The sequence below is a fragment of the Luteococcus sp. Sow4_B9 genome (genome assembly GCF_052116585.1).
In the GTDB taxonomy this organism is placed as follows: Bacteria; Actinomycetota; Actinomycetes; order Propionibacteriales; family Propionibacteriaceae; genus Luteococcus.
In genome coordinates, this window is record NZ_JBQKKT010000001.1 from 123,360 (window position 1) to 142,116 (window position 18,757).

Here is an 18,757-nt window from a genome sequence, read left to right on the forward strand (position 1 = left end):
CGACGCGTTCCGCGTCGGCATTCAGTTCGTTGGTCACCGTTCATGACTTTCTCATCGACCGATCGTCAGACCGGCTCGTATCGCGCAGGCGGCCGCAACCGGCGGTGACCGTTCGCAAGCGTTCGGTTTCCAGGCTCGGGGCCCATCCTGCCCACTGCACGGGAGCGTGCAATGCCGCAAGTTTACCCGCTTGACGGATCTGGCGCAGTCAACCCCGGATTCGCGGCTCGTCGCAGGGCGTGGACGAGACTCCGCGGGACACGCGACGAAGTGGCGGAGTGGGGGCGGGGCTGCGGATAGATTGGCCACGTGAGCACCGCACGCAATGGAGCCGCCGTCCGCGCGGCAGAGGTCGAGTTGTTGGGTCTGGTGGCCTATGGGTCCTTGGCCGCCTTCGAGCGAACGGCCGCATCGTCGGCGGCCGCCGAGTCCATCGCGGACAAGCTGCAGCTGGCCAGGATCGCGGCCCAGCGCTTCAGCCATCTGGACCGGCTCGAGCAGGAGCTCGTGACGCGATCCAGCAATCTCCAGGCTGCGATGACGCCTTTTGCCCCGCCCGTGGACGCGTTCAACCAGCACACGGAGCCGAAGACCTGGAGCGAGGCGTTGGTGAAGCTGTGCGTCGTCGGCGGGCTGGTGCAGGACTTCGCATCGCTCGTCGGCCCGGGACTGGATCCCGAGCTGCAGGCCATCCTGACGGGGTCGATCGATGATGCCGAGCTGGCACCGGCTCCCGGCCGAATGCTCGCCGCGGCACTGGCGGCAAACCCTGATGACCAGGGACGACTGACGCTTTTCGCACGTCGGTTGCTGGGAGAGCTCCTCAGCCAGGCCCAGCGCGTCGCGGCCCGCCATCCGGGGCTCACGTCGTTGATCACCGGTCACGACCAGAACAGTGGCGATGACCTGGCCGAGGTCAGCGAACTGATGTCCCGCCTGGCCGCTGCGCATGCCGATCGCATGATCGCCCTGGGGCTCGCCCAGTAGCACACGCGTCATCTCTGGAGGAGCGTGGCGAAACAGCGGTCCGTTGCGCCGTTGGGACAGACGTGAGGGTCTGGCGGCGGGAGATCGAAGCGCTCGAGGTCCGCACCGGATGTGGGTGCGGACCTCGAGGGGTCTGGCTATTGTCGACGGGTCTGGTTCTTGGCGACGGGTCTGGCTCCGGTGGGCAGGGCTGGGGCCCGGTTTCCACCAAGTCTGATTTACACGAGGTCTGATTTACATCAGGTTTGGTCAGACGGCGCCGAACCCGACCGGGCGGCTGTGCTCCTTGCCAAGGTCCAGGTAGCCCACTTGTGCGGCCGGGACCACGACACGGCGACCCTTCTCGTCGGTGAGAGTGAGCAGACCGCCCTCAGTGATAGCGGTGCGCAGGGCCTGCTCGACCTCGTCGGCCGTGGCCTGGGTCTCGATGCTCAGCTCACGGGGAATGTTGTTCACGCCAATCTTGATCTCCACGCAGTCCAACCTACCCGGTGGGGGAAGGGGCTGCCATCAGCCGCTCCGTGGGGTCCAGGCGCACCAGGGCCGTCGTGATGTTGTCGCGGCCACCCTGTTCCTTGGCCCACTCCACCAGCGCCTCGCATGCCCGCTCCGGTGTGGAGTCATCGCCACCGGTCACCCGCCGGAGCAGGGTCGCCATGTCCTGCGGGGATGAGCAGTAGTTCCACAACCCGTCACTGCAGACCAGCAACCAGCCGGCCCCCGGGATGGGACGGGAGCTCTGACGGGGGATGACGTCGGTGGCGTCAGGGCCGAGCCACCGCGTGATCGCGTGCGCCTGGTAGCCCTGCTCCGCCTCCTCGCGGCTCATGCCCAGCTCGATCCTGGCCTGTGCCACGGAGTCATCGACGCTCAACAGCAGGGCCGAGCCGTCGTCGCCGATCCAGTAGGCACGGCAGTCGCCGATGTTGCCCACTGTGAGCTCGCCACGGAAGATCGTCGCGACGATGAGCGTGCAGGAGCCTGCCTGTCCGTCGGGGCCGGCGGTGGACAGCACGGCGTCGTGCGCGGCCGCGAAGGCGTCATCCATCGTGGCGGCAACCTGATCGGCCCCGGCGCTCGGCATGGAGCGCAGCATCGCCACCAGGGTGGAGCACGCCACCTCGGCAGCGGCGGCGGCCGACTTCTCGGAACCGAGCGAGGTGGAGACCCCGTCGCTGATGCAGACGATGGCGATGCGCTCGCCATCGGCCTCCCGGCCACCCAGTGCCATGGCATCCTGGTTGGTCTCGTGCCGGTGCCCACGATCGCTGGATCCGGCCAGCCACGTCAGCGGGGCCACGGTGTAGTGGTCGCGCAGCCGAATGGCGGAGTCCCCGGGGCCGACTGTGCCAACGGCCATCCGGTGGCTGGGGCCACCGCCAGCGCCGGTCTCGTGGTCGGTCATGGGTGCATCTCACCACGGGAGACGGGGCCGGTGCCAGTCCGTGAGGGGCACGAGAGCCCACTGCGGGTGCCCTGCCGCCGTGGTTGGTCCATCAATGATTGAAGGTCTGGCTGAATGGTCAGGAGCTCGACGCGATCTCGCGGATCCCTGTGGGGAGTGGTTCCTGGGGGGGGGGAGTGGTTCCTGGGGGGGATTGGTTTCGCGGCGTGTGGTGGGTAGCGCGCAGAAGGAGTGGGCCCCGGAGAGCGTGTCTCCGGGGCCCACTGGGTCGACGCTGACCCTCATGCGCATGACCCTCAGGTCCGCAGCCCGGGTGGCGTTGCTCGCACTCTAGCCCAGGTGAGACCAACCGCATGCGCCTGTCCGAAATTGTCGGAGGGCTCTGGTTGCATGGTGCACGTGACCGGACGACAGTTCCTCCTGACCCCGCCTCTGGAGCGAGGGGTGCACACCTTCACGCCCGACGACGACCAGCGACGTGTGCTGGAACACCGCGCGTCTGCCTCTGGTGGTGCCCTCCTGGTGGTTGGGGGGCCGGGCACTGGAAAGACTTCGACGCTGGTGGAATCGGTGGCCGCCAGGGCTGTCGACGGGGATCTGGGCCCCAGTCTGGTGCTGACCTGGTCGCGTCCGGCGGCTCAGGAGCTGCGTGCCCGGATCGTGCGCCGCCTGGGCCGCAGCCAGCTCGCCCCCAAGGTGATGACTGTACACGGCTTCTGCCACGCGCTGCTGCGGCGCCACGGTGCCGCCGAGGGTGAGGAGGCGGTGCGTCTGTTGACCGCTCCGGAGCAGGAGTTTCGCGTCCGCGAACTGTTGGCGGGACATGACAGCTCGGACTGGCCACAGGACCTCATGGCGGCCCGGTCCACCAGGGCCTTCGCCACGGAGGTCCGCGCCGTGCTGGCTCGCACCCGCCAGCTGGGGATGGACCCCCTGGACGTCGCCGCGGCTGGGCGTGCTGCCGGCCGGCCCGAATGGGTGGCTGTCGGGCAGTTCTACGACGAGTACCTGGACGTCCTGGATGCCGAGGGCGCCATCGACTACTCAGAACTCGTGCACCGCACGCGACTGCTGTTGCTGCAGACCCCAGTGCGGGAGAGCCTGCAAGCAGAGCTGTCGACGGTGCACGTCGACGAGTTCGCGGAGTTTGACCGTGCCCAGATCGAGTTGCTCGCAGACCTGGCCGGGCTGGGCCTCGACCTGGTTGCCTTCGCCGACCCGAGCACCACTGTCTTCGCCTTCCGGGGCGCGGAACTGCGCGGTGTCACGGACTTTGCCGAGATCATCGGCCGGGGGGCCATCCCGACCGAGCGGATCGATCTGGGCGTGAATCATCGCAACGCGGCGGACATCGTGCGGGCCTGTTCCGGGGTGTCGGCCAGGTTGCCCCGCAATGGCTCTGGCCCTGCTCCCCGTGCCGGCCGCGCGCAGGCCCGGGGGCGAGTTGTGGCACAGGTGCACGAAAGCTTCACCGCGATGGTCGAACACACCGCCGAGCTGCTTCGAACCGCTCATCTCGATGGCGGTCTGGACTGGTCCGAGATGGCCGTGATGACCCGATCCGGGCGAGGTGACCTGCCAGCGTTGAGCCGCGGTCTGGCGGCCGCAGGTGTGCCGGTGCAGGTGGCAGGAGATGACATCGCCCTGGCCGGCGAACTGTCCGTGCGCCCGCTCTTGATGGGACTCGAGGCGGCCTCGGACTTGGCGCGAGGTAAGGGGGTGGCGCCTGATCTGGCGGCCCGTCTGCTGCGCTCCCCGTTGGGCGGCCTGGACAGTCTCGAACTGAGGCGACTCGGGCGGCTCCTGCGTCGCGCTGAGTCGGCCGAAGTCGACGGTGAGATCCCGTTGACAGCATCCGCCCACCTGATTGCCGCTCTGGTGGCAGACCCGGGGGCGGTTCCCGTCGCGCTGCGTGAGTCCGACGAGCCATCAGCCGAACTGCGTCGCGCACAGGCGCTGGGCGAGCTTCTGGCCCAGGTGGGCGGCAGCATCAGCAGGGGTGGTTCGGCACAGATGGCGCTGTGGCAGCTGTGGAACGGCACCCCGTGGCCAGAACTGCTCCGCGCCCGGGCACTCGGCGGCGGCGACGGCGCCGATCGCGCCCATCGTGACCTCGATGCGGTCTGTGCCCTGTTTGATCTTGCTGCCCGCGAGTCCCATCTGGTGGGGGAGCAGGGTGTGCGTGCGCTCGTTGCGGAGGTCTCCGCGCAGGCCATTCCGGCGGACACCAATCGGGAGTCGGATCTGCGTGATCGCGGTGTTCGGGTCGTGACGGCGCATCGGGCCAAGGGTGAGCAGTGGCCCTTGGTGGTGGTTGCCGGGGTGCAAGAGGGAACATGGCCCAACCTCACCCGTCGCGGGACCCTGTTGGAACCGGACAGGATCTCTCGCCAAGGGGTTCTGCCCCCGAATCCCACCAGTACCGTCCTCGCGGAGGAACGACGGCTCTTCCACCTGGCATGCAGCCGCGCCACCGACACGCTCGTGGTCTGCGCGGTTGAGGGTGCCGAAGGGGAAGGGGAGCAGCCATCCCGTTTCCTGCAGGAACTCGGAGTCGACGTGGAATGGGTGCCAGCGCGTCGGCGCAGGGCGACCACCCTCCCGGCCCTGGTGGCCGAGCTGCGGTGCGTCTGCACCGACCCGACGGCCGCACCCGCGTTGCGTGAAGCGGCTGCGGTGCGACTGGCACGCCTGAGTGAGGAGACCGACCCGGCGGGCAAGCCACTGGTGCCAGGTGCCGACCCCGGCTCATGGTGGGGGATCCTTGACCACTCGCAGGCGACCTCAGCCGTGGTGGAGGCCGACAAGGAGATCACCTTGTCCGGATCCCAGGTGGAGTCCTTGCTGGACTGCCCCCGTCACTGGTTCCTGGCCCGACAGGCGAGAGCCGAGGCCCAGCGCGGCAGCGCAGCCTCACTGGGCTCGGTGGTGCACGTGCTGGCCCAGCACGCCATGAGTGATGACCTGGACCTGGAGGACCTGACCGGCCACCTGGACGAGGTCTGGGGACAGATGCGCTTCGACGCTGAATGGCTCTCGGCGTCGGAGCGAGTCGAGGCCCAGGCAGCCCTCGAGCGTTTCGTTGCCTGGGCCGACGCAGCCGCCGAGAGGGAGGTTCTCGGCGTTGAGGTCGCCTTCCGCACCACGGTCCAGATCGGCGATGAGGAGATCGTGCTGGTCGGCAGTGTCGACCGGCTGGAACGCGACGGGCAGGGCCGACTGCACGTGGTCGACTTCAAGACCGGACGAACGGTCCCGACCCAGGCACATGTCGACCAGATGGACCAGCTGGGTATCTACCAACTGGCGGCACAGCAGGGCGCATTCGATCATCTGGCGCCGGGTGAGCGCCGCGTCGGCGGGGCGGAGCTCGTCTACCTGCGCAAGCAGCTGGGGGAGAGCCCGTGGCCCAAGGTGCTCACCCAGCCCTCGCTGGAGGACCTGCCCCACGGCAGACGCGGGCAACCGCGGCCGGACAACGCTGCCGAGGATGGTCGTGACGCAGAGCAGAACCACCCCACGTGGGTTCATGAGCACCTGGATCGGGCCGCCCGGACGATCCGGTCCGAACGCTTCGAGGCAACCCGGTGTGACCGCTGCCAGTTCTGCCCCTTTGCCCTCAGCTGTCCCGCGATGACAACCGCCCCGGAGGTCGGTCGATGAGCATCTCCGCCCGAACACGACGCACGCTGGCCAGCACCGAGGAGTTGTGCGATGCCCTGGGCATCGGCTTCTCACAGGAGCAGTTGGCGTGCATCACCGCACCGCTGGAGCCCGCCGTGATCATCGCTGGCGCCGGCTCGGGAAAGACCACCGTGATGGCCGCCCGGGTGGTGTGGTTGGTGGGCACCGGCCAGGTGGCCCCGAACGAAGTGCTCGGGCTCACCTTCACGCGCAAGGCGGCAGCAGAACTGGCCTCGAGGGTGCGTCAGGCCCTGGACCGTGCCGGAGTGCTGGCTCGGGAGGGAGAGGATGCGGAAGGGGAGGAGGTCATCATGACCTACGATTCCTTCGCCGCGCACCTGGTCGACGAACACGGCCTGCGCATCGGGGTGGAGAACGATCCTCGAATGCTCACCGGAGCGTCGCGCCACCGGTTGGCCTCCCGTGCTGTCAGCGAGGCGACGGGGCCTTTCGAGCAGCTGTCTCGACTGCGACCCGTCAGCGTCACCGAACGGGTCCTGAAGCTCGACGCCGACATGACCTCACATCTTGTGGAACGCGAACAGGTGGTGGCGCACTCGCAGGAGTTCGTCGAACACCTGGCGGAGGCGCCCCGCAACAATCGCGGCAATGTCTACGCTGCCGTGGCCCAGGCGAGCGCGGCGGCCCAGGAACGGCTGGAGCTGTTGGATCTGGTCGACGGTTACCAGCGACTCAAGCAGGAGCTGGGTCTGGTGGAGTTCGCAGACCAGATGGCCGTTGCGGCGCGCTTGGTCCAACGCGTCCCTGCCGTGTCTGCCGTCCTGCGCGACCAGTTCAAGGTGGTGCTGCTGGACGAGTACCAGGACACGTCCTCTGCGCAGGCGCAACTGCTGCGCGGGTTGTTCAGCGGCCCGCACCCTGCACAGGGGCGTGGGCATGCCGTGACGGCTGTGGGAGACCCCTTCCAGGCCATCTACGGGTGGCGAGGTGCAGCGGCCAGCAACATTCTCCAGTTCGCAGAGGAGTTCCCCACAGCACAGGGCCAGCCTGCCGGCACCTACAGTCTCAGCACGAACCGGCGCAGTGGCCAGCGCATCCTGGACGTGGCCAATGTGGTGGCCACCAGCCTGCGCGACGATCCACTGCTGGTGCGCGACGGTCGCGTCCCCATCGAGCTCCGAGCTCCCGAGGAGAACCAAGGGGGAAGTGTCCGCGCGGCCACCTTCGACACCTGGCCAGAGGAGGTCGCCTGGCTGGCCAACCAGGTGGTGGCCGAAGGACAGGGTACGCGCGGGCCGCACGGAGAATCCGACTGGGCCCGCATCGCGATCCTCGTTCGTCGCAATGCAGACATCGCGCCAATCTTCCAGGCCCTGGCGGACCGCGACGTGCCAGTGGAGATCGTGGGGCTGGGCGGGTTGCTGCGACTGCCTGAGATCGCCGACATCGTGGCCACCCTGAGACTGGTGCACGACGTGACGGCCAACCCGGAGACCGTCCGGTTGCTGACTGGACAGAGATGGCGGATCGGTGAGAGGGATCTCGTCCTGCTGGGCCGTCGCGCTGTGGAGCTCGCGCGTGAGTCGCGGGGGGAACACCCCGCGGAATCCAACCTCCAATCGGACCTGGCCGACGCCATCGCCGAGGTGGATCCGGCGGAAGTCGTCTGCCTGCTGGACGCGGTGGACAGCCCTGGCAACCTGGACTACAGCCCGGAGGCTCGAGAGCGTCTTGCCCGCTTCAGCGCCGAAATGGCGCAGCTGCGCAGCCATGCCGACGAACCAGTCCCAGAACTGGTCCAGCGGGTGATCGAGGCCCTTGGGCTGCACATCGAGCTGGCGGCCAGTGAGGAACTGGTGCGCAGCAACCGGCTCGGTCAACTCACCGCCTTCACTGACGCGGTGGCCGAGTACACCGACGTCGACGGGGACGGCTCACTCGGGGGACTGTTGGCCTGGCTCGACGCAGAGCTGGAACATGGCGCCGGACTGGACCAGGCCACTCCGAGCGAGCGCAACTCCGTCAAGCTGCTCACCGTTCACCGATCGAAGGGCCTGGAATGGGACGTCGTCTACCTGCCCAGTCTGGTGGAAGGAGTCTTCCCCTCGGACCGGGTCAGCGACAACTGGACCAGGAATGGGGCGGTCCTGCCCGCTGAACTCCGCGGTGATGCCGCGGGGATTCCGCAGTTGCAGGATGCCACCAACCAGGCGCTCGACGACTATGCCAAGGAGCTGAGGTCTTCCCAGTCACGTTCAGAGGACCGCCTGGCCTATGTGGCCGTCACCAGGGCTCGCAGCCAGCTCACCGCCAGCGGTCACACCTGGCGGCCGGGGCAGTCCAGGCCCCGCAAGCAGGCCAAGTACCTGGGGGCAGCGATGGCCGAAGCTGAACGCCAGGGGCAGGTGCTTTCCGTGGCCGGGCCGGTGGCCGAGGAGAATCCGGTGGCTCCACCACAGGCTCGCGTGCCCTGGCCCGTGATGCCCGATCCGGATGCCCAGGAACGTCGCCTCCTGGCCGCCGAGCTGGTGGAGCGGGCTCGAAGCACATTCCGGGCCACCGGGTCCTTCGAGGCAACTGCCGAACCCCTGACCCTCGACCAAGAGGCGATCGTGGCCGGCTGGGATGTCGAGATCGACCAGCTGCTGGCCGAGGCCCACGACACTCGGCGTGAAGTGGTGGAGGTGGCCATGCCGTCAGCCCTGTCGGCCTCCGCGTTGATGGCGGCGCGACGAGACCCCGAGGGCTATGCCGCATCATTGGTGCGGCCGATGCCTCGCCCAGTCTCCGCCGCCGCGACATTGGGCACTCGCTTCCACGAATGGGTTGAGCGCCGTTTCGGGTTGGCGACGCTGGTTGACCCCGAGGACTGGCCCGAGACGGAGCTCACCGAGTCCGACCTGGCCCTCCAACGCCTCATCCGATCCTTCGAAGAAGGGCCCTACGCGAATCGACAGCCGCTGGCCGTCGAGGTTCCGTTCGTGCTGGTCCTGGGCAGCAGCCTGCTGCGCGGTCGCATGGACGCCGTCTACACGGCAGTGTCCGGCTCCGAGCACCGCTACCAGGTCGTTGACTGGAAGACGGCCAATCGCGCCAGCGACCCCACACAGCTCGCGATCTACCGGTTGGCCTGGGCGCAGGCCCGGCAGGTTCCGCCGGAGAATGTCGATGCCGTCTTCTATCACGTGCTCAGCGGGGAGGTGGAGCGTCCGCCGCAGCTGCCCGGAGAGGAGGAATTGTTGGAGCTGGCCCGCGGCGGGGCGCTCCCGGTGGAGAAGGTCGGCCGGTAGCCTCGGGCTCGTGAACCCTGCCTGGAATCTCGAGCCGCAACTGGACCGTCTGGCCCCGGTGAGGGCAGATCCTGGGAGTTTGCGCGCCCTGTGGCGTGAACCCGGAGCACGGCTGCTCGTCGTGGACCGCTCTGGTCGCGTCGCGCGTGACGCAGCGGGCGAGCCCACGCTCGAGTCGGGGCCGGACTTCGATCCACAGCGGCATGTCCTGCTTGGCCGGGTCGGCCGGACAGCATGGTTCTGTGCCCGCGGTGAGGTCGTCGACGGGTGCTCGTTGCGTGACAGTGTTTTCGACTCGGCAGCCTGTGAACTCGTCACGGCCGCCACCGCCGTGCTCGCCTGGCATGACAGCGCAGAGCACTGCCCACGGTGCGGAGCGTCGACCCGCATCGTCCATGGCGGCTTCCAACGCAGCTGCCCCAGTTGCGGCGCGGAGCACTTCCCCCGCACGGATCCGGCCATGATCGTCGCGGTTCTCGACGCCGAGGACCGGCTGCTGCTGGCGCACCACAGCGCGTGGCCCGAAGGTCGTGTCTCGATCCTGGCGGGCTTCGTCGAGGCCGGCGAGAGCGCCGAGCACGCCGTGGTCCGTGAGGTGCGGGAGGAGGCAGGGATCGACGTCGTGGAGGCGCGTTTCCTGGCCAGTCAGCCATGGCCCTACCCACGCTCGCTCATGCTCGGGTTCGTCGCCCGGGGCAGGGGACAGATCGAGGTGGACGGGGTCGAGATCGAATGGGCCCAGTGGTACACCCCTCGACGGTTGCGCGATGAGGTCGAGCGGGGATTGACCCTGCCGGGAACCGGTTCGGTGGCCGGCAGGATCATTGAGCTGTGGAGCAGGGGAGGGCTCCCAGCCCCGGAGGGCGCCATCCGGGTCTGAACCGGGTCACCAACCCCGGGCGAGCCCCGAGGCACGCACGGCGCGGTTCTCGATGGCCTTGGTGACGGCCTCGCGGCTGCCCACCAACCGCACCCGCTGGCTGGCCCTGGTCACGGCGGTGTACAGCAGCTCTCTGGTGAGCAGTGAGGACTCCGCTGGGGGGAGCACCACCGTCACGTCCTGGAACTGGCTGCCCTGCGCCTTGTGGATCGTCATGGCGTGCAGGGTGCCGACGTGGTCCAGCAGGAATGGCGAATAGGTCCGAGCCTGCTCTGCGGTTCCGATCGCCACTCGGGCTCCCTGCGGGGTGGCGACGACGACACCTGCGTCACCGTTGGACAGTTGCAGATCCCTCAGGTTCTGCGTGATCAGGACCGGGCGGCCCAGGTACCACTCGCCTTCCAGACCGTAGTCGGGGACCTCTCGGCGCAGCGTCTCCTCCACCATGCGTCCCCACCGGGAGACTCCCCAGCGCCCCTCGCGGTGTGCGCACAGGATCCGATGGGTGTCGAGGGCGGTCAGGGCAGCCGGCACATCACCTGCCACCGCCGCCGCGTGCACCGCGTGACCAGTCGCAAGGATCCGATCGTGCACCGCGCCCAGTTCCTCCAGGAGCAGCCCGCCCGCATCCGCATCGACGAGTTCCACGTCGTGTCCGGCATCGAGCAGGTCAAGGCTGGCCTGGGCCTCACCTCGTCGGATTGCCTCTGCCAGGGCCGCGATACCGCGTCCGAAGCGCCATGTGTGCGTGAGCACCGTGACGGCGCCGCGAGCTGGCCGCTCGGCGCCCTTTTCGAGGTCGGCCGCCCGGACCAAGTCGGACAGTACGGCACCGGCATCCACCGAGGTGAGCTGGTTCGGGTCGCCGACGAGTACCAGGCGGGTCTGCGGCCGCAGTGATTCGAGGAGCCGCGCCATCAGCGGCAGGGCCACCATGGACATCTCGTCCACCACCACGACGTGGTGCGGGAGGGGGTTGCTCGGTCCGCGCCCGAATCCACCACCGGGGCCCCGGGCATCGAGAAGTCGGTGCAGGGTGGAGGCGCTGGCGATGGCCGGCCGGGGGATGGTGTCGGGCAGATTGCCCAGTGCACTCGTCACGGCTTCCTCGAGCCGTGCCGAGGCCTTGCCGGAGGGGGCAGCCAGCGCAATGCGCAGCGGTTGGTCGCTGACGGTCTGCAGTACTGCCAGGAGCTTCGCGACGGTGGTCGTCTTGCCCGTGCCCGGGCCACCGGCCACGACGCTCGTCCAGTGGTGAGCCGCCTCGAACGCGGCATTGCGCTGGTGGTCCACCTCGTCCGGAGCGAGCCCTCGACCGTCGAAGAGTTGGTCGAGGACCTTGGTCAGGGCATCCTCATCCACCGCGGGCGGCAGCTGCTCGCCACGGTGGTCGAGCGCGAGCCGGACGGTGCTTTCCTCTGCCCAGTAGCGTTCGAGATAGAGCAGGTCTTCCACCAGCCGAACCGGACGTTGATTCACCTGGATCTCGGCTCCCTGCGCCACCAGGTGGGATTCGCGCAGACAGTCCAGCCAGTGCTGGGGCTCCGGCCACGCCAAGCTGGCCGCATCCTGTTGCGCGGCGGATGACTGTGCCAGTGCTGGGTCGAGCATTTCCGCCACCACGCGTTCCCGCACTCCCGACAGGTCCAGACAAACCGATCCCAGGCGGAGAGCCCGAACAGCCAGGGCGACGGCCAGCAGCACCTCCTGTGACTGTTCTGCGGCCAGCCGACCCAGTGTCTGGGCGACGTGGACGTCCGGCGGCAGCAGGACCCCCGCCTCGTTGAACTGCTGCAGCAGTCCGGTGGCCGAGACGACTTCCGCAGCCTTGTTCATTGCCATCCTCCTGCCTTGACGCGGCGGTTCATCGGGTGCTTCCCATCAGCTCGGAGCAGTGTTCCACCAGTGCGGCCGAGGGCAGCCAGGTGAACACGCCGCATGGGGTCTGATCGACGACTGGGGTGGCCTTGCCAGCCATTCCGCGGACGAACAGGTAACCGATTCCGCCCAGGTGCCGGGCCGGTGTGTACTCGGGAAGCCGCAGGCGAAGGTGGCGGTGCAGCGCCACGGAGTAGAGCAGTGCCTGCAGGGGGTAGTGGGCCTCGATCATGGCCCGGGCCATCGGCTCTGGCGTGTAGTGCTCGCAGCTCAGGGGAACGCCTTCCGGGACCGGGATTCGGTTGGTCTTGTAGTCCACCACCCAGAAGCGCTGGTCATTGCCACCCGTGCGCAGGACCGCGTCGATCGATCCGGTGAGGAATCCGTTGAGGGTCTTCTCCGCCACGGGACTCTGGGCGAGGTGCCGGCCATAGCGGGCGGCGAAGGCGTCGCCCCCGGTCAGCACCGGATCGCTCAGGGCATCGGCCAGGCTGCCCAGGGTGGCATGGGCGCGCTGCCGTCCACTTCTGTGCGTGCCGTCCGTGTGGGGTGCGCCCATGGGCAACTCGAAGTCGAGTTCGGCCAACCGGTCGGCGGGAGGGATCTGTCCCAGGGACAGTCCGTCGGCGATGCGGCCCAGTGGGGTTTCCAGCACCTGCTCGAGCCCCCGGACGAGCGCCTCCGGGTCCAGCCCGGTCAGGGTCTGACGCGCACTGTGGTGTGCCACGAGGTCTGTGAGGTCCTGGTGCAGGGTGTCAGAGGTGACGTCGACGGCCTCCAGGACGGCGTGCACCAGCGTGCCGAACTGGGTGCCACCGGGCAGTTCGGCCAGCGCCGAGGCGGGCCCGGCAGGCCGCTGCGGTCCGTCGGCCCTGTCGGGCGCGAGATTGCCCTGGTTGGCCTCCTCCAGCCCGGCCTCGTCCAGCCCGGCCTCGTCCAGCTCCACTTCGTCGGGCGGCATGTCGTCGGCTTCGGCGGCGGTCGAAGGGAGGGTGGAATGGCCGTGGACCTCCTGCGTCAGACCCGAGTAGGAGGTGCGCCGCCATGTCGTGTCGATGGCGCGGGTGAAGGGACGTGCCACCAGTGTCGGCATGGCTGTGGGCGGGATCTCGAGGCGGCCGGTGCCGCCGCTGCCCGCGCGGACCAGTGCTACCAGGGAGGTGTCCAGACCGACGACGGACAACGGGTCCTCGGGCAGTTCGTAGGCCGATTCGGGCTCGGAACCCGCTGTCCGGGGCCCACGCAAGAGGCGATGCAGGGCGGAACCCTGGGTGTGCGCTCGGGTGGGTGCCCACCACAGCACGAGGCGAGACTTGGCACGCGTGCTGGCCACGTAGAGGGTGCGCAGGGACTCCGCCCGCTCCTGTTGCTGCCGGATGGCCTGACGTCCCTGCCATTCGGCGTCGATCCCAACGTCCAGAACCCGTCGTCCGTCCAGCTGCAGGACGCTCGGATCGCCCTGCCGGGGCTCCCTGGGCGCCTCGTGTGCGGCCTCGGGCAGCAGGACGACGGGGAACTCGAGTCCCTTGGCTCCGTGGATGGTCATGACCTGCACACAGGAGGAGTCCGTCTCCAGCCGTCGGGTGCGGTCATCCGAACGGCTGCCGCGCGCCTCCGCGATGCGTTCCTCCAACCACGCAGTGAGCGCCGCCGGCCCCAGCTGGTTGCGCACGGCCGCGTCATTGAGCAGTTGGGCGACGTGGCGAACATCGGTCATGATCCGTTCCCCGTCAGAGCGGGACAGGAGCCGCCGGGACAGGTCGGTGTGGTCGGCCAATGCCTCGTGGACGGCGGCGATGCCCTGTGACTCGAGAATGCGTCCCAGGGTCTTCACGAGCACGGCCAGGGTCGCCAGGGACCGGGCGCCCGGACGTTCGTCGACCGAGGCGGCCAGACCCACCTCATCCCATCCGACGAGCGGGCCGAGCGCAGCTCGCTTCATGGCCTGGGCCGAGGGTTCCACCAGTGCCCGGAGCAGATCCAGCCATGACTGGGCGGCCTCGCTGGCCATGACCGTGCTGGCGCCACCGAAGACGGCACTCACGCCCGCGGCGTCAAGCGCGCTCTGGATCTGTTCGCCGCGCCAGTTCGAGCGGACCAGCACTGCGATGTCGCGTGGTCGCAGATCGCGCCACCCACCGCCGTCATCCACCTGCCAGCCGTCGCGGAGCATGCCAACCACCTGGTCCACCAGGTCGGCGTCCACGGCCCGAGCGGCGGTGGGTGACGAGAATCCGTGCCGGCCGGGTGCCTCCAGACAGCGCACCTGCACCGCGGGATCGGCCTGTGGCCCCCGGATGCGAGCTCGTGTGCAGCGGGCGGTGACCGGGCGCACCAGGATCCGCGGGGAACCCAGGGTGGACCCGCTGAAGAGCTCCAGGACGCCGTTCACGACGGCGGCATCCGAGCGGTGGTTGACCGACAGGGTGCGCACGTCCGTCGCACCCTCCACGGCGTCGAGGTAGCTGTACACGTCCGCACCTCGGAAGGCGTAGATCGCCTGTTTGGGATCACCGATCAGCACGACCGTTGACCTGCCCACGAAGGCGGACTCGACGATCTCCCACTGCACGGGATCGGTGTCCTGGAATTCGTCGATCATCACGAGCGGGTAGCGCTCTGCAAGCGCTGCGCGGGCCAGTTCCCTGGTGGGCAGGACGACGAGGGCATCGCGCAGGCGATGGACCATGTCGTCGAAGGTGTAGATCCCGCTGCGTCGCTTGCGAACGTCGAACTCGCGGCGAACCGCCTGGGCAAAGGCCACCCGCTCGGCGGACAGGCCGCGGGGCTCGACGGGGACCAGGTCGGCCGCCGACTCCCGCAGCGCAGCTCGGCCCACTGCGGCGAAGCGGGCGAAGGTTGCCAGGCGGCCCGGCGGGGTGGCGGAGCCATTCACCTCGTGGGCCAGATAGACGTCGTGGATCACCTGGGTGGCGAGGTCGTCCTCATCGTCCACGAAACGGGCGGTGTGATCGTGGTCCACCAGCAGACCGAGGCTGCTGATCATGCGTTGGCAGAACTCGTGGGTGGTGGCGATCGTCGCCGAATCGATGGAGGCGAGGGCTTCCTCGACGTTTCCCAGGCGGGCGCGGACCTGCTCGTCAGGTGCCCGGGTGAGGAAGAGGTCAACGTCTTCGGCTGGCGGCGTGCGCTCGGCGAGCCAGGTCTCCAGCGCAGCTCGCGTATTTCGCAGCCGGGCATGGACGCGGTGGCGCAGCTCGCCCGTCGCAGCCCGGGAGAAGGTCACCATCATGATCTGGTCGATCCGAAAATGCCCCTCTGCGATGTAGCGCACGGCAAGGGCCGTGATGGCATGGGTCTTGCCGGTTCCCGCGGATGCCTCGAGCACGGTGGTCCCCTCGGGCAGGGGACCGCACAGATCAAAGGTGGTCATCTCGGTCACGTCGTGGTCCTTCGGGCCGGTGGGGTCAGTCATCGCAGGTTCCCCACGCTCAGGTGCTCGCGCAGTGGTGTGAACAGCCAGTCGGCCAGATTCTCGAATCGGGACGGCCCGATCGGTCCCGGATCGCCGTCGATGCGCTCGATGCTGCGCAGCACATCGAGCCGGGGGCCCATGAAGCGGGCCCAGTCCGAATCATGTTCGTAGCGGAATTCGCTCACTGCCCGTGCCTGTGGATCGTGGTCTCGATAGGGGCGCAGCGGCGTGGCGCCGGTGAAGACCGCTGCCGTCTTGACTGGCAATGGAAGCAGCCTTCGCAAGCCTTGGTCGCGCATGCGGACCAGTTCGTCCAGGAGCCGAACGCACTGTTCGGGCGGCGGTGCGGTGAGCGTTGCGACGGCATCGCGGCCAATGTGCACCGAGCGCCAGCCGGTTGGTGGACTGGGATGGCAGGAGGACAGCGCCAACAGGTCGAACCAGGCCTGCAGGAGGTGCACCGCATTGGTTCGGGAGAAGCCGTACCTCACGCACTGGCTGCCATGGATCCGGACCCTGCCCGAGAGGCTCCCGCCACGGCTGACCTGGACCGAACAGTCAAGGTCACGGCCCTCCACGTCACGTTCGCGGTTCACGCAGTCCACCACGCGCGCGACGGTGGGCATCAACTTCTCCAAGGTGCGGCTGCCGAGCTGGCCCGGCGGAAGAGCGCCGCGCAGCCGCTCGGCCGCGGCCACCTGCCCGGGAGCCAGACCATCGAGCGCCAACCGCACCATGCGCTCCCCGATGGCCCATTCCTCGAGCCCATTGGGCTCCACGGGCAGGTCGGTGTGCAACTCCTGTCGCCACGCCGTCATGGTCACGCCGAGGCGTCTGCGCAGGAGTTCCCGGGCGGGATGGCGGTAGAAGTCCACCAGATCCGTGAGGTCCAGATCGGTCGACTCGTCCGCAAGGGGACCGAAGTCGGCCTGCCAGAGCGGGATCGACTCCTTCTCGATGCTGGAGAGCAACAGTTGCCTGGCACGAGCACCATGGGCTGCGGCCACGTCGAAACTGAAGGGTGGTTCCTCCTGCGCCGAGTGGAAGTTGAGGCTCGACTGTGGTTGCAATGTGTGCTGGTGTCGAGCCAGCCGCACCCGGGGGGATGCCGTGGCGGCAGTCACCAGGTCCACGACGGCCACGGGCTCCGGGACCGCCTCGTTGGTACGTGGATTGAGGCCTTGGTGGACCACGACGAGCCGTTCACGGGCACAAGCCGCTGCATCCAGGAGGAGCTGGCGCGATCGAGCCCGCGGACCAGTCTCTGGATCGCCACCGTGGCTGGTGGCCGTGAGGTCATCTCCGTCCAGCAGCAGGCGTCGCGGGAATCTCTGGTCGTCCAGGCCGAGCACCACCACGACCCGGTGTGGAACCCGCCCCAGATCTTCCAAGCGGGCGAAGAGGAGGGAGCCATTGCCAAAGTTGGGGCGGCCACCGGAGCCCGGCAGTAACCGGTCGAAGAGGGTTTCCATGTCCGGCAGGTCAAGCAGCGCCGTGCGGCCCGACGTCTGGTCGGCGAGTTCGGCCAGTTCGGTGCGGACCTCCGTGATCTGCCAGGAGTGCTCCGGCGGCATGTCCACCAGGAGGTCGAGTGCCTCCTGCAGACGCTCGACCCAGTGGTTGGCCGTCGCCGGAGTGCGCCACTGAGCAACGAGCTTGCGCGTGCGCGAGACCAGTTCCGCCAGGGCTCCGGCGGCCAGCACGTCGGTGCTGTCCACCTGTTCCACGGGCAGGGCGGTACCCAGCCAGGCAAGGGGCTCCGGGCCCATGGCGATTCCAGTGAGGATGCGGTCCAAGCCAGCCAGCCAGGTTGACTGTCGAACCTGGTCCAGGCCGAAGGCAGCGCGATGGTACCCGTCGAGCCCCCAGCGGATGTTTGCCTGTGCCACCAGTCGCGTGATGCGTTCGAGCTGGTCATCGTCGAGCCCGAAGGCATGCCTGACCGGCATGCTGGAACACAGGTCAACCAGGTCCTGCGAGCTGGCACGTTCCCCGGCCAGCCCCAGAAGGAGCCGCAGGGTGGCCAGCACCTGGTTCGGTTGTGACACCGACGCCCGAGAGACCTGCACGCGCAGTCCATGGCCCGGGTGGAGGGTCCCCTCGACGGCCTTCGGGTCAAGACAGAAGGCCGCGCGCACCAGCGGGGCGAATTCGTCCAGGTCCGTGCAGGCGACGATGACGTCGCGCGGCTGCAGGGTTGGATCGTCCTCGAACAGGCCACAGAGACGTTCACGCAGCACCTCGACCTGTCGGTCCGGACCATGCGACGCGTGGATCTCGACCCATGGGGGCAGCAGCTCGCCGTCCCCATGGGTCGAGCAGCTCGACGTTGAGGTGGCGACCGTGGTCCAACGCTGAAGACTGGTCGCCTCGGTGGCTCCCCACGCCTGGGCGAGAGAGCTGTGCGGGTGCGATTGCGCCACCTGCCACAGGGTGACGGGTCTGGTCCTGGCCAGGGCTGTCACCAGTTCGCGGTCGAGCGGAGAGCACGGGCTCTGGTTCACCAACAACAGCGGTGCTCGGTCCGTCTGGTCACGCGGTTGGTCAAGGCATTGCAGGAGCTGGTCATGTCGGCTGACCGGATCGGGCACTGGCAGGAGGGAACGGACCCGCCGCCACATCTGTGGCTGCCAGTCATGGCGCTCGTCCAGGGGCGTGCCGTCGGGCAGGACGTCGTCACCCGCGGTCCAGGCCCGGATGAGCTCGGGCGCTGTGCGGCAGTAGCGCACCAGGAGCTGCGCAATGCGATCTGCGGTGGCTGTTCGCCGCCCGGGACGAGCTTCCGGCGTCGTGCTGCTCGCCCCCAGATGCATCGCCACCGGCGCGAACCAGTGCTCGTCGTGGTTGGCGTCCATGACCTCGAGCACTGCGGCCGCCAGGCCTCGGCTGCGCCAGGGGTCCTTGCTGCCCACGATCCCCAACAGGTCTTCTTCGAGGCGCCGCCGCAGTGTGTGCAGGCCGATGAAGTCCACCCCCGAGCTTATTCCAGCGGCGCTGGCGAGCTCCTGCGAGAGGGCACGGCGGGCTGCTGGTGAGTCCGTGACGACGACGTGGGTGGCAAAGGGGTCACCCGGTGACTCCGCCAGCAGGGTGGCGGTGACCTGCCTGCTGACATCCTCCCAGCGTGGGCACAGCACCAGATGGAGCCCCGGCTGGCCGGGCTCTGGGCTCGCCGAGAGTACTCGAGGTGCTTGGGCACCGTGCTGGGGGGATTGCTGAGGGGAACTGGTCATCGT

Annotated in this window: 9 protein-coding genes; 4 read left to right on the plus strand and 5 right to left on the minus strand. The window is 68.6% G+C overall.

Going from position 1 to position 18,757, the window contains the following annotated elements; translation table 11 throughout:
- The first annotated feature begins 309 nt into the window (after positions 1–309).
- Positions 310–987, plus strand: a complete 678-nt coding sequence (locus ACTQ49_RS00575; RefSeq protein ID WP_441825895.1) for a ferritin-like fold-containing protein — start codon at positions 310–312, stop codon at positions 985–987.
- Between the two features lie 249 nt (positions 988–1,236).
- Here ACTQ49_RS00575 and ACTQ49_RS00580 read toward each other — a convergent pair whose 3' ends face one another.
- Complete coding sequence (locus ACTQ49_RS00580) at positions 1,237–1,461, minus strand: DUF3107 domain-containing protein (protein WP_441825896.1); 225 nt, start codon at positions 1,459–1,461, stop codon at positions 1,237–1,239.
- A 10-nt stretch (positions 1,462–1,471) separates the two neighbouring features.
- Complete coding sequence (locus ACTQ49_RS00585; protein ID WP_441825897.1) at positions 1,472–2,392, minus strand: PP2C family protein-serine/threonine phosphatase; 921 nt, start codon at positions 2,390–2,392, stop codon at positions 1,472–1,474.
- Between the two features lie 399 nt (positions 2,393–2,791).
- Between ACTQ49_RS00585 and ACTQ49_RS00590 the strand changes: the two genes are divergently transcribed.
- From ACTQ49_RS00590 to nudC, 3 genes are read left to right on the plus strand one after another with little or no spacing between them, the layout of a single operon-like run.
- Positions 2,792–6,055: an ATP-dependent helicase gene (locus ACTQ49_RS00590; protein WP_441825898.1), complete on the plus strand. Its 3,264-nt coding sequence runs from the start codon at positions 2,792–2,794 to the stop codon at positions 6,053–6,055.
- Complete coding sequence (locus ACTQ49_RS00595; protein WP_441825899.1) at positions 6,052–9,327, plus strand: ATP-dependent DNA helicase; 3,276 nt, start codon at positions 6,052–6,054, stop codon at positions 9,325–9,327. The genes ACTQ49_RS00590 and ACTQ49_RS00595 overlap by 4 nt, the downstream gene beginning before the upstream one ends.
- Before the next feature lie 10 nt (positions 9,328–9,337).
- Positions 9,338–10,207 carry an NAD(+) diphosphatase gene (gene nudC, locus ACTQ49_RS00600; protein ID WP_441825900.1) on the plus strand — a complete coding sequence of 290 codons (870 nt, stop codon included), beginning with the start codon at positions 9,338–9,340 and terminating at the stop codon, positions 10,205–10,207.
- Positions 10,208–10,213: 6 nt separating this feature from the next.
- Here the strand turns inward: nudC and recD are convergent, their stop codons facing one another.
- The 3 genes from recD to ACTQ49_RS00615 are packed head-to-tail and all read right to left on the minus strand — an operon-like array spanning position 10,214 to position 18,754.
- Positions 10,214–12,043 (minus strand): exodeoxyribonuclease V subunit alpha, encoded by a 1,830-nt coding sequence (recD, locus tag ACTQ49_RS00605; protein ID WP_441825901.1) that lies wholly within the window; start codon positions 12,041–12,043, stop codon positions 10,214–10,216.
- 28 nt (positions 12,044–12,071) lie between these two features.
- Complete coding sequence (locus ACTQ49_RS00610; RefSeq protein ID WP_441825902.1) at positions 12,072–15,521, minus strand: UvrD-helicase domain-containing protein; 3,450 nt, start codon at positions 15,519–15,521, stop codon at positions 12,072–12,074.
- On the minus strand, positions 15,518–18,754 hold the full coding sequence (locus ACTQ49_RS00615) for an exodeoxyribonuclease V subunit gamma (protein WP_441825903.1): 3,237 nt from the start codon (positions 18,752–18,754) through the stop codon (positions 15,518–15,520). Before ACTQ49_RS00615 ends, ACTQ49_RS00610 begins: the two co-directional genes overlap by 4 nt.
- Positions 18,755–18,757 lie beyond the last annotated feature (3 nt).